The organism is Kitasatospora sp. NPDC101183, assembly GCF_044767945.1.
Taxonomy (GTDB): domain Bacteria; phylum Actinomycetota; class Actinomycetes; order Streptomycetales; family Streptomycetaceae; genus Kitasatospora.
Genome location: NZ_JBIWOW010000001.1, coordinates 232,891 through 246,540, shown reverse-complemented (window position 1 = coordinate 246,540; position 13,650 = coordinate 232,891). Strand labels below are relative to the sequence as shown.

Genomic DNA, 13,650 nt, shown 5'->3' with positions numbered 1-13,650 from the left:
GCCGTGGCCACCACCACCCGCGCCTCCGCCCTGCGCCGCCCGCGCACCGCCCGCCCGCCGGGCCCGCGCGGCCGCAGGCTCCCCTTCGCCCGCGCGCTGGGCCCCCTCCTCCTGCTCGGCGTCTGGCAACTCGCCTCCGCCACCGGGGTGCTGGACCCGCAGACCCTCGCCCCGCCCGGCGACATCGGCGCGCGCGGCTGGGAGCTGCTGAGCAGCGGCGAGCTCGGCCACCACCTGTGGGTCTCGCTGCAACGCGCCGCCCTCGGGCTGGCCTTCGGCACCGCCGCCGCCGTGGCGCTCGCCCTGCTGGCCGGGCTCTCCCGGCTGGGCGAGGCCCTCATCGACGGCACCGCGCAGCTCTTCCGGGCCCTGCCGATCCTCGCCCTGGTGCCGCTGGCCATCCTGTGGTTCGGCATCGGGGAGGAGGTCAAGATCATCCTGGTCGCGCTCGGCACCTTCTTCCCCGTCTACCTCAACACCCACGCCGCGCTCACCGGCCTGGACGTCCGCTGGGCCGAACTGGCCCGCACCCTCGGGCTCGACCGGCTCCGGTTCCTGCGCCGGATCGTCCTGCCCGGCGCGGCCCCCGGCTTCTTCACCGGCCTGCGCATGGCCGTCACCGTCTCCTGGCTCGTCCTGGTGGTCAGCGAGCAGATCAACGCCGACAGCGGCATCGGCTACCTGATGGAGCAGGCCCGCACCTTCGGCGAGACCGACGTCATCGTGGTCGGCCTGGTCGTCTACGGGCTGCTGGGACTGACCTCCGACACCCTGGTCCGACTCCTGGAGAGGAAGGTGCTGCAGTGGCGCACGACCCTGGGCTGACACCCGCCGAGGACGGCGTGCGACTGCGCGCCCTGAGCCGCTCCTTCGACGGGCGCACCGTCCTGGACGGGATCGAACTCGACATCGCCCGGGGCGAGTTCACCGCCCTGCTCGGCCACAGCGGCTCCGGCAAGTCCACCCTGCTGCGCGCCGTGGCCGGACTGGACGAGGCGGTCGCGGGCGAGGGCCTCGTCCAGGTGCCCGAACCCAGCTCGGTGGTGTTCCAGGACGCCCGGCTGCTGCCCTGGAGCCGGGTCCTCGACAACGTCGTCCTCGGCCTGCGCGGCCCGCGCGCCGCCGCCCGTGAGCGCGGTCGCGCGGCCCTCGCGGAGGTCGGCCTCGCCGACAAGGAGAACGCCTGGCCCGCCACCCTGTCCGGCGGGGAGGCCGCCCGCGTAGCGCTCGCCCGGGCGCTGGTGCGCGAGCCCCGGCTCCTGCTGCTCGACGAGCCGTTCGGCGCCCTCGACGCCCTCACCCGCATGCGCATGCACGGCCTCCTGCGCGACCTGTGCGCCCGCCACCGGCCCGCCGTCCTGCTCGTCACCCACGACGTGGACGAGGCGCTGCTGCTCGCCGACCGCCTCCTCGTCCTCACCGACGGGCGCTTCTCGCTCGACCTGCGCCCGGACGGCCCCTCCGGCCCAGAGCGCCGCCGCCACCCCGGCCTCGCCGACCTGCGCGACCGGCTGCTGATCGCCCTCGGCGTCCCGGAGGAGGCCCGGGCCTGAGTGGGAGCGCCTGCGCCCGGTACCGGAGAACTCCGGTACCGGGCACAGGTGTTCGGCTCCCCGGCGGGGTCGCTCAGGTCATCGTGACGTCCGAGTACCTGTCGGCCGACGAGCTGTCCCACTCGACGCGGACCCGGCACCGCACCGCCTGGCCGGTGGGGGTGAGGCCGGCCGCCGCGATGGCGCCCGACGGGTCGGTCAGGGTGCTGAACAGGCCACCGGCGGGTGCGGCCCCGCCCCGGGTGAAGCCCAGGGTGGCCGGCGCGGCGGCGGTGGGGTAGAAGACGGCGTCCCCGGTGATCGTGTAGGAGCCCTGCGTGGTGTTGACGCGCTTCCTGCCCGGGATGATGGACGGCAGGCCGAAGGTGTCCTCCCCGCCGTCCGAGACGTTGCCCTGCGCGTCGACCTGCCACAGCTCCCAGTAGCGGCCCACCGTGGCGTTCACGGACGAGTTCTTCGCCGTGACGTAGCCGTCGATGGCCGTGTCCGGAAGGGCGACCCAGCCCTGGCCGTCCCACTCCTTCACGTCGAAGACGCGGGTGATCTCCTGGACGATCACCCCCTGCTGGGGCGGGTTGACGCTCAGGGCCCGGCGGCGTTCGAAGTAGCCGCACTCGCCCTCCAGGTCGTCCCCCGTCAGGTGCGTGAGGGCGACCTGCGAGGCGACCGGTGCGGCGGGCGTGCCCCCCGAGGGGGCGCGCTGGACCGACGCGTGCGCGTGGTCCGCCGTCCGGGCGCCCCCGAGCGCCGCCACCTCGGGCAGCGGGCGGCGCAGCGCGGCCGTGGCGTTCGCCTCGGCCGCGCGCTCGAAGCGGTCGGAGGGGTCCGACACCCGCAGCCCCGAGCCGCTGTCCGTGCCGGCCACCGGGCCCTGCCGCTGCTGGATCACGTGGCTGAGCTCGTGGGCGAGGGTGTGCTCGTCCGATCCGCCGTGGCCGATCACGACGTGGTCGCCCGAGGTGTAGGCGCGGGCGCCGATCTCGGCCGCGGACCGGGCCGCCGCCGCGTCGTCGTGGACGCGCACGGACCGGAAGTCCGCCCCCAGCCGCAACTCCATCTCGGTGCGCACCGGTTCGGCCAGCGGCCGGCCCGGGGAGCGCAGGACGTCGGGCACGGTGGAGCGCTGCACCGGGGCGTCCGCCGCCTGCCCGCCCCCGGCGGGCCGCTGCTGCCGGATCATCCGGGCGACCGCCGCGTTGCCGACGGTGGCCTGGAGGTGCAGGGCCGTGTCCGGCGTCATCGGCGCGTCCGCCCGGACCTCCTGCTCCGCGACGGACGGCCCGGTGCTGCTCCGGCGCTCGGGGGCCGTGCGCGGCGACGCCGTGGCGCTCCGCGGGTTCTTCGAGTGCTGGTGCACGAGCCCTCCCCGGCTACGGGCACCCGCCGCCTGCGGACGCCCGTAGCCAGACATACCAGGCACTCCGCCGACCGGACAGGCCCGCGCGTACACACCCGGGGGCACCCGCCCTGCCCCCGGGGCCGCGCTGCCACGGCTGAGGAGCCCCGTCCAGCGGCGGTACCGGATTCTTACGAGATTCTCACCGTCGGGGAGTGGAAGGGGAGTTGACGGGACATAGGGACCGATCAGAACTGTTGTTCCGGTGATCCTGGAGGACCACGCGTGCGCAAGAGACTGATCGTTTCCGCCGCCAGTGCCCTGTCCCTGCTCCTGGCCGTCCCCGCCTCCGCCTCCGGCCCCGGCCCGCAGCCGGGGGCGGAGGGCGTGGGGGACCCGTACTACCCGAACTTCGGCAACGGCGGGTACCGCGTCTCGCACTACGACATCCGGCTGAAGTACCAGCCCGCCACGGACGAGTTGGAGGGCACCACGACCGTCCTGGCCACGGCGACCCAGGACCTCTCCCGGTTCAACCTCGACTTCACGCTGAAGGTCTCCGAGGTCCGGGTCAACGGGCGGCTCGCGACCTTCGCCACCAGCGGCGAGCAGGAGCTGGAGATCACCCCGGCGCGGCCGCTCCTCAAGGGCAGCCCGATCACCGTGGTCGTGCGCTACAAGGACGTGCCGTCGACGGTGCAGCGGTACGGCGGCTACAGCGCCTGGCGCCGCACGCCGGACGGCGCGGTCGTGGCGAACGAGCCCCTGGCGGCGGCCTGGTGGTTCCCGAGCAACGACCACCCGAGCAACAAGGCGACCTTCGACGTCTCGGTGTTGGTGCCCAACGGCACCCAGGTGGTCAGCAACGGCGTGCTGACCGGCACCAGTTCGCAGATCGGCTGGACGCGCTACAACTGGCGCGAGGACAAGCCGCAGGCCACGTACCTGTCGATGCTGGGCATCGGGAAGTTCGACATCACCCAGGACACCACCGCGAGCGGGATACCGGTCTACAACGCGTACAGCAAGGACCTCGGTGCGAACGCCGGCGCCGCCCGCGCCAGCGTGGAGCGCACCGGCGAGCTGGTGGACTTCCTCAGCGGCTACTTCGGCGCGTACCCGTTCAGCTCGATCGGCGGCTTCGTGCCCAACATCCCGAGCAGCGGCGGCCTGGAGTCCCAGACCCGGATCATCTACGGGCCGGGGCAGTTCGATCGGGGGGCCAACACCTCGGTGGTCGTGCACGAGCTGGCCCACCAGTGGTACGGGGACAGCGTCTCGCTCGCCCGCTGGAAGGACATCTGGCTGAACGAGGGCTTCGCCTTCTACGCGCAGTACCTCTGGTCCGAGCACGAGAACGAGGGCACGGCCCAGGAGTTGGCCGACTACGCCTACGCCCGGTACCCGGCCGGGGACCCGTTCTGGAGCGTCGAGCCGGGCGACCCGGGCGCGGACGAGCCGCTCTCCTGGCCGGTCTACCTGCGCGGGGCGATGGCCATCCAGGCGCTGCGCGTCAAGCTCGGGGACGAGACCTTCTTCCGGATCCTCAAGGGCTGGCCGACCGAGCACCGCTACGGCAACGCCACCGTCGAGGACTTCGAGGCGTACGCGGAGAAGCTCTCCGGGCAGAAGCTCGGCGACTTCTTCACCACCTGGCTGTTCACCCCCTCCAAGCCGCCCGTCGGCCCGAGCGGGGCGAAGCCCGCCGCGTTGACCGCGCAGGGCAACGGCGCGGTGCCGGCGGAGCCGAAGTCCTGGAAGAAGATCCAGGAGACCGCCGCCGTCCACGCGAACCGGCGCTGACGGCCGCTTCTTGAGGCGGCGTCAACTCCGTGAACCCCCGCGCCGCTTGGGCCCGAGGCCCGGCGGCGGCGGGGCGGCCCACACTGGGGCGACCAGTGAGGGCCGTCGAGGGAGCCGCGGATGCCGACCGCCGAGAAGTCCACCGCCGACCGGGGCGCGCCCGCGGTGCAGCGGCTGAAGGCCGGGTCCGTCGGCCTGGCCGGGGTCGTCCTGATGGCCCTGGCCACGGCCGCGCCGATCACCGCGATGACCGGCAACCTGCCGGTGGTCATCGGCGGCGGCAACGGCACGCACGCGCCCGCCGCCTTCGCCTTCGTCACGGTGGTGCTGACGGTCTTCACCGTCGGGTACGTGGCCATGGCCCGGCACATCACCACGGCCGGGGCCTTCTACGGCTTCGTCTCCCACGGCCTCGGCCGGGTGGCCGGCATGGCCTCGGGGCTGCTCGCGGTGCTCGCGTACATGGTGTTCGAGGCCTCGGTCGTGGGGATCTTCGCGTACTTCGCCCAGCAGACCGTACGGGCGGAGTTCGGCGTCGGCTGCCCGTGGCAGGTGTTCGCGGTGGCGATGCTCGCCGTCACCGCGCTGCTCTCCTACTTCGACCTGGAGGTGGCCGCCCGGGTCCTCGGCGTCTTCCTCGTCGGTGAGGTGCTGATGCTGCTGCTGTTCGGCGGCGCGGTGCTGGCGGACGGCGGCGGGCCCGACGGCCTGGCCACGGCCTCGCTGAGCCCCGCCGGGGCGTTCGGCGGGGTGGACGCGGGCGTCGGGCTGTTCGCCTGCTTCTGGTCGTGGATCGGCTTCGAGTCGACGGCGATGTACGGGGAGGAGTCGCGCGACCCCCGGCGGATCATCCCCCGGGCCACGCTCGCGGTGGTGGTCGGCCTCGGCGTGCTCTACACCTTCACCGCCTGGGCGGTGGTCGCGGCCAACGGCGCCGGGGCGGTGGGGACGGCGGCCGGGCCCGGCCCGCTGGACCTCTTCCTCGCGCCCGCCCGGCTGCACCTCGGCGGCTGGGCGGTGACGGCCTTCCACTGGCTGATGTGCACCAGCGCCCTCGCCTGTGGCATGGCCTTCCACCAGTGCGCCTCCCGCTACCTGTACGCGATCGGCCGCGAGGGCTTCCTCCATCCGGCGCTGGGGCGCACCCACCCCCGGCACGGCTCGCCGTACGTCGCCTCCTTCGCCCAGAGCGCGATCGCCCTGGCCGTCGTCGGCGGGTTCTGGGCCGCCGGGCAGGACCCGTACACCGGCCTGTACACGCTCACCGCGATCCTCGGCACGATGGCGCTGCTGGTGGTGCAGACGCTCTGCTCCTTCGCCGTGATCGCGTACTTCCGCCGCCACCACCCCGGATCCCGGCACTGGTTCCGCACGTTCACGGCGCCGCTGCTCGGCGGGCTCGGCATGATCGCCGCGATCGTGCTGCTGGTGCTGAACCTGGACACGGCGGCGGGGGCCGCCTCGCAGGCGCTCTTCCTGACGCTGACCCCGTGGATCGTCGGCGCCGTCTTCGCGGGCGGGGTCGCCTTCGCGCTGTACACCCGGGCGCGCAGGCCCGACCGGTACGAGGTCATGGGCCGGCTGGTGCTGGAGAACACCCGGGAGCGCGAGGGCTGACGCATCCGGCCCCCGCGCTCCCCGGCGGTCACCGCGCCGTGAGGCGGGGGGTGCGGCCGGGCTCCGTACGGCGCTCGCCCGTCGCCTCGAAGGCCGCGGCGAGGGAGAGCAGGGCGTTGTCGTCGTAGGCGCGCCCGGCCAGGGTCAGGCCGACGGGCATGCCGATGTCGGCCATGGTGCCCATGGGCACGGTGACGGTCGGGATGCCGAGGTGGCGGGGGACGAGGTTGCCGTTGGCGACCCAGACGCCGTTGCGCCAGCCGAGGTCGGCGGAGGCCTCGTTCACGTCCATGTCGGCCGGGCCGACGTCGGCGACGGCCGGGAACACCACGGCGTCCAGGCCGAGGCCGTCCATCCACTCCTCCAGGTCGACCCGGCGGGTCTCCTCCAGCCCGCGCAGGCCCTCCTCCAGGTGCGGCAGGTCGGTGAGGGAGGTGCAGGGGCGCTCGCGCACGAAGCGCGGGTAGTCGCCGATCGTGTCGTCGAACCCCTGGTAGCGGCCCGGGAGTTCGCCCTCCTGCTCGGGCCAGATGCGGGTGCCGTCGACCTCGGTGAGGGTGTTCAGGGCCGGGTCGCCGTTGGCGCGCAGGAAGTCGTCCCAGGCGTGGGCGGAGAGGTCCTCGATCTCGACGGTGAGGAAGTCGCGGCCGACGAGGCCCCGGGTGTGCAGGGAGGGCGCGCCGGGGCGGTCGGACTCGTAGTTGGTCACCACGGGGAAGTCGACCTCGACGACCTCGGCGCCGGCCGCCTCCAGGTCCCGGCGGGCGGCCTCCCACAGGGCGATCACCGAGGGGCGGGTCTCGATCGGCTGCCCGGTCTGGCCGCCGATGCCGCCCTCGGGGTTGGTGCCCGCCTCGGGGTCGGCGTTGATGTACATGCGCGGCACGCCCAGGCGCTTGCCGGCCAGGGCGGCGCGGGCCGCGCCCGCGTCGGCCGGGGCCAGGGCCGGGTAGGAGGCGGGCCGGACCTCGGAGGCGGCGGGCAGCGGCACCCAGGGCTGGCTGCGCCACAGGTCGCCGCGGGTCTCCCGGTCGTCGGCCACGACGACGTCGAGCAGTTCGAGCAGGTCGGCCATGGTGCGGGTGTGCGGGACGACCACGTCCATGGTCGGCACGAGCGGCCAGTTGCCGCGCACCGAGATGACGCCCCGGCTGGGGGTGTAGGCGCACAGGGCGTTGTACGAGGCGGGGGCGCGGCCGGAGGACCAGGTCTCCTCGCCGAGGCCGAAGGCGCCGAAGGAGGCGGCCGTCGCCGTGCCGGAGCCGTTGGAGGAGCCGGAGCCGTAGGCGCTGGTCAGCCAGTCGGCGTCGTACGGGCTCTCGGCGCGGCCGTACACCCCGCGCTGCATGCCGCCGTTGGCCATCGGGGGCATGTTGGTCAGGCCGATGAGGACGGCGCCGCCCGCGCGCAGCCGCTCGATCGCGAAGGCGTCGCGCTGGGCGACGAGGTGCTCGAAGGCGGGGGAGCCGGCCGCCGCCGTGAGGCCCTTGGCGAGGTAGCTGTCCTTCGCGGTGTACGGGATGCCGTCCAGCGGGCCGAGGCTCTCGCCCCGGGCGCGGCGGGCGTCGGAGGCCTCGGCCTCGGCGCGGGCCCCGGGGTTCATCACGACCATCGCGTTGAGCGCGGTGGCGGTGCCGGGCCGGTCGTACGCCTCGATCCGGGCGAGGTAGGCGTCGAGCAGGGCGACCGCGGTGGTCCCGCCCTTCTCCAGCGCCGCGCGCAGCTCGGCGATACCGGTCTCCACAACGTCGAATCCACGCGTCATGCGGGTGGCTCCTGGGTGTTCGGGGCGGACGGGGACGGGCGTGCTGGAACGTTCCAGCGGGCGCATCCTAAGCACTGCTGGAACGTTCCAGCAAGGGATTGCCGACGGGCGCGGGGGAGCGTGGCGCGGCTGCGTCTAGAATTCCGGGCTGTGACCAGCCGCTCCGTGACCCTGATCGACGTGGCCCGGGCGGCCGGGGTGTCCAAGAGCACCGCCTCCAACGCGCTCGGCGGCTCCGGCCGCGTCTCCGAGGCCACCCGCGCGCACATCCAGGGCGTGGCCCGGGCGCTCGGCTACCGGCCGAACTCCGCCGCGCGCAGCCTGCGCCGGGCCAGCACCGGCGCGATCGGGCTGCACCTGCCGCGCACCGCGACCCGCCTCGACTACTACATGAACCTGGCGTTCGGCGCCGTCGAGCGGGCGCGGGAGGACGGGCTGGACCTCGTCCTGCTCGCCCCCGGCACGGCCGCCGGATCCGGGCTCGCCGCCCGGGTGGACGGCCTGCTGGTCATCGACCCCGAACTGGACGACCCCGAGGTCCCCGACCTGCTCGACGCCGGGGTCCCCGTGGTCACGGGCGAGCGCTACCTGGGCGGCGGCACCGCACCGAGCGGCGCCGTGGTGTGCGACAACGCCGCCTCGCTGGCGGCCCTGCTGGACCACCTCGCGCAGCGCGGCGCCCGCCGCCCCGCCCTGCTCGCCCCCGGCCCCGGCTCCGACTGGGCCGCCGCGCTCCGGGCGGCCGCCGAGGCCTGGGGCGGCCGCGAGGGCGTCGAGGTCGCCGTACGGACGGTGCCCTTCGCGGCCACGCCCGCCGAGGCGGAGACGGCCGCCGCCGACCTGCTCGCCGGGGCCGCCGCCCCCGACGCCGTGGTCTGCGCGCCGGACGGCGCCGTGCCCGGCGTGCTGGCCGCCGCCGCCCGTGCCGGCCGCCGCGTCGGCACGGACCTGCTGGTCGCCGCCTGCGTGGACGGCGCGGCGGCGCGCGGCTCGGCGCCCCGCGTCACCGCCGTCGACCTGCGCCCGGGGGAGTACGGGCGCGCCTGCGCGGCCCTGCTCAGCGACCTCCTCGCGGGCACGGCCGCGCCCGGGGCCGTCCGGCGCCACGACTGGGCGCTGAACGTCCGGGAGTCCACGGCCGGGTGTTAACCCACGGGCGCCCCCGTCTCCTCCAGCCGCCCCCCGGCCAGCCGGAGCCATCGGGTCACCCCGATCCCGGCGAGGAAGCGCTCGTCGTGGCTGACGACGAGGAACGCCCCCCGGTACGCGTTCAGGGCGCTCTCCAACTGCCCGGCGCTGACCAGGTCCAGGTTGTTGGTCGGCTCGTCGAGCAGCAGCAGTTGAGGGGCGGGCTCCGCGCACAGCACGCAGGCCAGGGTGGCGCGCAGCCGCTCGCCGCCGGAGAGGACCCCGACCGGCAGGTGGGCGCGGGCGCCGCGGAACAGGAAGCGGGCGAGCAGGTTCATCCGCTCCTTCTCGGGCCGCTCGGGGGCGAAGGCGGCGAAGTTCTCCGCCACGGAGCGGTCGAGGCCGAGCAGGTCCAGGCGCTGGGAGAGGTAGGCGATCCGGCCCTCGCCGCGCGTGATCTCCCCGCCGTCCGGGGCCAGTTCACCGGTGATCAGCTTGAGCAGCGTGCTCTTCCCCGCGCCGTTGGGCCCCGTCAGCGCGATGCGCTCGGGGCCGCGCACGCTTAGGTCGACCCCGCCGTCGGCGAACACCGGGGTTCCGTCGTGGCGGACCTGGAGGCCCTCGCCGAGCAGGAGGGTGCGCCCGGCGGGGACCTGGGTGTCGGGCAGTTCCAGCGCGAGGCGCTGATCCTCGCGCAGGGCGCGCCCGGCCTCGTCGAGGCGGGCCTTGGCCTCGCCGACCCGGGCGGCGTGCATCTGGCCCGCCCGGCCCGCGGACTCCTGGGCGCCGCGCTTCATGTTCCCGGCGAAGATGCGCGGCAGGCCGGCGCTCTTGAGGTTGCGGGCGGCGTTGCTCTGGCGGCGGTCGGCGCGCTCGCGGGCCTGCTGCATCTCCCGCTTCTCGCGCCTGAACTCCTGTTCGGCGTTGCGGACGTTCTTCTCGGCGACCTCGCGCCCGGCCCGGACGGCCTGCTCGTAGGAGGTGAAGTCGCCGCCGTAGAGGCGGAGTTCGTCGCTGCCCAGCTCGGCGATGGAGTCCATCCGGTCCAGCAGCGCGCGGTCGTGGCTGACCAGCAGCAGGCAGCCGGTGAAGTCCGCGAGCGCGTCGTGGAGCCGGTGCCGGGCCTGGGCGTCGAGGTTGTTGGTCGGCTCGTCGAGCAGCAGCACGTCCGGGCGCTTGAGGAGTTGCGAGGCGAGGCCGAGGGAGACGATCTGGCCGCCGCTGAGCGTGCTCAGGCGCCGGTCCAGGGCGAGGTCGGCCAGGCCGAGGCGGTCGAGCTGGGCGCGGGTGCGCTCCTCGACGTCCCAGTCCTCGCCGATGACGGTGAAGTGCCTCTCGTCGACGTCCCCGGACTCGACGGCGTCGATGGCGCGGATGACGTCGGCGACGCCGAGCACCTCGGCGACGGTGAGGCCGGAGCTCAGCGGCAGGCTCTGGGGGAGGTGGCCGAGCCTGCCGGTGACCGTCACCGAGCCGGTGGCGGGCCGGAGTTCACCGGCGATCAGGTTGAGCAGGGTGCTCTTGCCGGAGCCGTTGGGGGCGACGAGGCCGGTGCGGCCGGGGGCGAGGGCGAAGGACAGGCCCCGGAAGACCGGGGTGTCGTCGGGCCAGGAGAAGGACAGGTGGGAGCAGACGACGGCGGCGTCGGACACGGGGGACCTCGGAGGAGGGCGGGGGCAGGAGGACAGAGCTCTGCCCCGGGCAGACGGGGGAAAGGGGCACGACGATGAGGGCCACCTCGGCTGCGGCGCTCGTCGAGCACCGGCCGGCGGCCGTCAAGTCCGGATCTCACCCGGAGATGTCGTCGTCACCCGCCACGTCTGCCACTCCTCGATCACACGGCTACAAGTCCCGGGGACTGTAGCAGCGACCGTGCTGCGGGGGCGAACGATTTGATTCGGGGCAGTCTGCCCGATCCGGGGAACGCAGGCGCCCGGTGGCGCCTGCGGGGGCGCCACCGGGCACGGTCGGCCGGTCCGCTGCCATCGGTGCACGGCCGTGGTCCCGGAGGGCGATCGGGCTGCTGCCGGGAGGGCGTCACCCAATCTGGTGCCCCCGGCGGCGGCCGGTCCCGGTCGCGACGGCCGGGGGCCGGACGCGGCGCCCGTCCCGCCGTGGGCGCGCGGGCCCGCCGGGGCCCGGGCCGGCGCGGACGGGCCGGAGACACCGAGAGCAGCAGTGCCGTGCGCTCCCGGCGTGGGAGCACGACGGGAGCACACGGAGGCTGTTCCCCCGGCCGGGACCGGGGCCGCTCAGCCGGCGTGTACACGCGCCGTCTACGCGGTGTGTATCGGACTGCCGGAGCGTGTCCGGTAGGTCGGGACCAGCCCGGCCTCCCGGAAGGAGAACCGGTACGACATGACACGAGTACACCGCCTCGGCGCCACCGCCCTGCTGGCGGCCGGCGCCCTCCTCGTGGCAGCCGGCACGGCGTTCGCCGCGCCCGCCCTCGACGAGCACACCACCGGCGCCCGCATCACGGCGCAGGGGGCTCCCGCCCCCGCCGCACCGCTGCACCTCCCGCCGCCCCGCCTGGCCTCCGGGGACCAGGAGGTCCCGCTCCAGCCGCCGGCGCCGCTGAATTCGGACCTGAAGCCGAACTCCACGGCGGGCCCGGCCCCGAAGGCCGTCCAACCACGGGTCGGCAACCCGGTGACCGACATCATCTCGTCCGCCATCGACTTCTTCGAGAAGATCATCGACATCGTCCAGAAGGCGCTGGAGAAGCCGGACCGGGGATCCTTCGTCCAGGCGGTCGTCAACGACACCGCGGCACGCACCGGCGGCCACTACAACATCATGCTGGTCGCCGACGACGCCCACTTCGACGCCTCCTTCGCACACACCGTCTGGGACGGTCACATCAAGTACAAGGACGGCCAGCTCTTCCGCCTCTTCATCTTCGACTCGGGGCACTTCACCCTGAACAGCGACGGCGGGTGGAGCAACTGGGGCTTCTACGGCCGCTACAGCGGCTCCGGCTCGGGCGGGCTCACGTTCTACAAGTCCCCCGGCGACAGCATGAGGAGCGCCGCCAACGACTCGAAGTGCGTCGACGACCAGCAGGGCGGCCTGGGCAACGGCAACCCCGTCCAGGTCTACGACTGCAACACGACCGACTCGCAGTGGTGGTACCGCGACGGGCAGGCGCTCAAGGTCAGCATCAGCGGCGTCACCAAGTGCCTCGACGCGGGCGGCGGGGGCTGGACCGACAAGGTCCAGCTCTGGGACTGCAACGGCACCCCGCCGCAGCAGTGGTCCTACGACAACGGCTCGCTGCGCAACGCCAAGTGGCAGTACTGCCTCGACATCCCCAACAGCAACCTCGGCAACGGCAACCGGCTGCAGATGTACCCCTGCAACGGCACCGGCACGCAGCGCTTCACCCTGCCCTGACGAGGGCCCACCACCACCGACTTCGAACCTAGGTGCACCCCCATGAAGAGAACCCTCCTGGGCTCCGCCCTGCTGCTCGCCGCGGGAACCGCCCTCGCCCTCGGGCCGGCCGCGGCCGCGCAGTCACCGGACCGGGCACCGTTGCCCGCGATCGCCGCCGCGAGCGACCAGGGCAGCATCCCGCTCGCCGCACCCACCGCTCACCCATCCGCGTCCCCGTCCGCGTCCACTCCCGCGCACGCGGCGCCGCGCGCGCAACTCGCCTCCTCCGGCGTCCAGATCACCAAGGACGACATCTCGGTGGGCGGCGCCATCCAGTCCCTGTTCGACCAGTACCCGTCCTACATCTTTCCGCCGGACGCACTCGTCAAGGGCTTCGTGGCACACGGCGCCGACCTGACCGGCGGTCACTACAACCTGCTCCTGGTCCGCGCCGACGCCCAGTTCTCCATGAACTTCAGCACGGTCCGGGCCTCCGCGATCCTCACCCACAGCAGCGGCATCCGCTACAACCTCTGGATCTTCGACCAGGGCACGTTCACGCTGCGCAGCGACGGCGGATGGACGAACTGGGGCTTCTACGGACGCTTCAACAGCTCCGGGGGCAACGTCAACTTCTACCGCCTGCCCGGCGGGCCGGTCGTCGGCAAGGACGGCAAGTGCCTGGACGTCCGCGCGGGCGGCACGGGCAACGGGACGCCCGTCCAGATCTACCACTGCAACAACACCAACGCCCAGTGGTGGAACCGGGACGGGCTCGCCCTGAAGGCCCTCGGCAAGTGCCTCGACGCCAACGGCGCCTCGACCGGCGCCCTGGTGTGGCTGTGGGACTGCAACGGCAGCCTCCCGCAGCAGTGGTACTACGAGAACGGGCAGCTGCGGAACGCGCAGTGGTCGTACTGCCTGGACATCCCGAACGGTGACACCACCGACCAGCGGCAGCTGCAGATGTACGCGTGCAACGGTGGCGACGCGCAGCGCTTCAGCGCCCCCGGCGACTGAGCACTGCCGCGACACCGCCCGACGAGCCGCCGGCCGCACCTCCCCGGGTA

General features: G+C 74.0%; 10 protein-coding genes. 7 read left to right on the top strand and 3 right to left on the bottom strand.

Going from position 1 to position 13,650, the window contains the following annotated elements; all coding sequences use genetic code 11:
* Positions 1-3: 3 nt before the first annotated feature.
* Positions 4-825: an ABC transporter permease gene (locus ACIRRS_RS01015; RefSeq protein ID WP_402962919.1), complete on the top strand. Its 822-nt coding sequence runs from the start codon at positions 4-6 to the stop codon at positions 823-825.
* A complete protein-coding gene (locus tag ACIRRS_RS01010; RefSeq protein WP_402962916.1) occupies positions 804-1,553 on the top strand; it encodes an ABC transporter ATP-binding protein in 750 nt (249 codons plus the stop codon). Before ACIRRS_RS01015 ends, ACIRRS_RS01010 begins: the two co-directional genes overlap by 22 nt.
* 73 nt (positions 1,554-1,626) lie before the next feature.
* Here the strand turns inward: ACIRRS_RS01010 and ACIRRS_RS01005 are convergent, their stop codons facing one another.
* Positions 1,627-2,910, bottom strand: a complete 1,284-nt coding sequence (locus tag ACIRRS_RS01005) for a DUF4157 domain-containing protein (protein WP_402962913.1) — start codon at positions 2,908-2,910, stop codon at positions 1,627-1,629.
* Between the two features lie 264 nt (positions 2,911-3,174).
* Between ACIRRS_RS01005 and ACIRRS_RS01000 the strand changes: the two genes are divergently transcribed.
* On the top strand, positions 3,175-4,692 hold the full coding sequence (locus ACIRRS_RS01000; RefSeq protein WP_402962911.1) for a M1 family metallopeptidase: 1,518 nt from the start codon (positions 3,175-3,177) through the stop codon (positions 4,690-4,692).
* 120 nt (positions 4,693-4,812) lie between these two features.
* Positions 4,813-6,309 (top strand): APC family permease, encoded by a 1,497-nt coding sequence (locus ACIRRS_RS00995; RefSeq protein WP_402962908.1) that lies wholly within the window; start codon positions 4,813-4,815, stop codon positions 6,307-6,309.
* A gap of 28 nt (positions 6,310-6,337) precedes the next feature.
* On the opposite strand, the gene ACIRRS_RS00990 is transcribed toward ACIRRS_RS00995, so the two are convergent.
* A complete protein-coding gene (locus ACIRRS_RS00990; protein ID WP_402962905.1) occupies positions 6,338-8,074 on the bottom strand; it encodes an amidase in 1,737 nt (578 codons plus the stop codon).
* A gap of 150 nt (positions 8,075-8,224) precedes the next feature.
* Between ACIRRS_RS00990 and ACIRRS_RS00985 the strand changes: the two genes are divergently transcribed.
* The gene (locus ACIRRS_RS00985) at positions 8,225-9,223 is read left to right on the top strand and encodes a LacI family DNA-binding transcriptional regulator (RefSeq protein ID WP_402962903.1); all 999 of its coding nucleotides are present in this window, start codon (positions 8,225-8,227) and stop codon (positions 9,221-9,223) included.
* On the opposite strand, the gene ACIRRS_RS00980 is transcribed toward ACIRRS_RS00985, so the two are convergent.
* Complete coding sequence (locus ACIRRS_RS00980) at positions 9,220-10,854, bottom strand: ABC-F family ATP-binding cassette domain-containing protein (protein ID WP_402962900.1); 1,635 nt, start codon at positions 10,852-10,854, stop codon at positions 9,220-9,222. The genes ACIRRS_RS00985 and ACIRRS_RS00980 overlap by 4 nt on opposite strands.
* 706 nt (positions 10,855-11,560) lie before the next feature.
* On the opposite strand from ACIRRS_RS00980, the gene ACIRRS_RS00975 reads away from it, so the two are divergent.
* Both ACIRRS_RS00975 and ACIRRS_RS00970 read left to right on the top strand, forming a co-directional pair.
* Positions 11,561-12,598 carry a ricin-type beta-trefoil lectin domain protein gene (locus ACIRRS_RS00975; RefSeq protein ID WP_402962897.1) on the top strand — a complete coding sequence of 346 codons (1,038 nt, stop codon included), beginning with the start codon at positions 11,561-11,563 and terminating at the stop codon, positions 12,596-12,598.
* 42 nt (positions 12,599-12,640) lie between these two features.
* Positions 12,641-13,600, top strand: coding sequence for a ricin-type beta-trefoil lectin domain protein (locus ACIRRS_RS00970; RefSeq protein ID WP_402962894.1), 960 nt, complete (start codon positions 12,641-12,643; stop codon positions 13,598-13,600).
* The last annotated feature ends 50 nt before the right edge of the window (positions 13,601-13,650 follow it).

Bases quoted from the DNA above. Each gene is read 5' to 3' on its own strand.
- ACIRRS_RS00995 (WP_402962908.1), top strand. From the start codon at position 4,813: ATGCCGACCGCCGAGAAGTCCACCGCCGACCGGGGCGCGCCCGCGGTG.
- ACIRRS_RS00990 (WP_402962905.1), bottom strand. From the start codon at position 8,074: ATGACGCGTGGATTCGACGTTGTGGAGACCGGTATCGCCGAGCTGCGC.
- ACIRRS_RS00975 (WP_402962897.1), top strand. From the start codon at position 11,561: ATGACACGAGTACACCGCCTCGGCGCCACCGCCCTGCTGGCGGCCGGC.
- ACIRRS_RS00970 (WP_402962894.1), top strand. From the start codon at position 12,641: ATGAAGAGAACCCTCCTGGGCTCCGCCCTGCTGCTCGCCGCGGGAACC.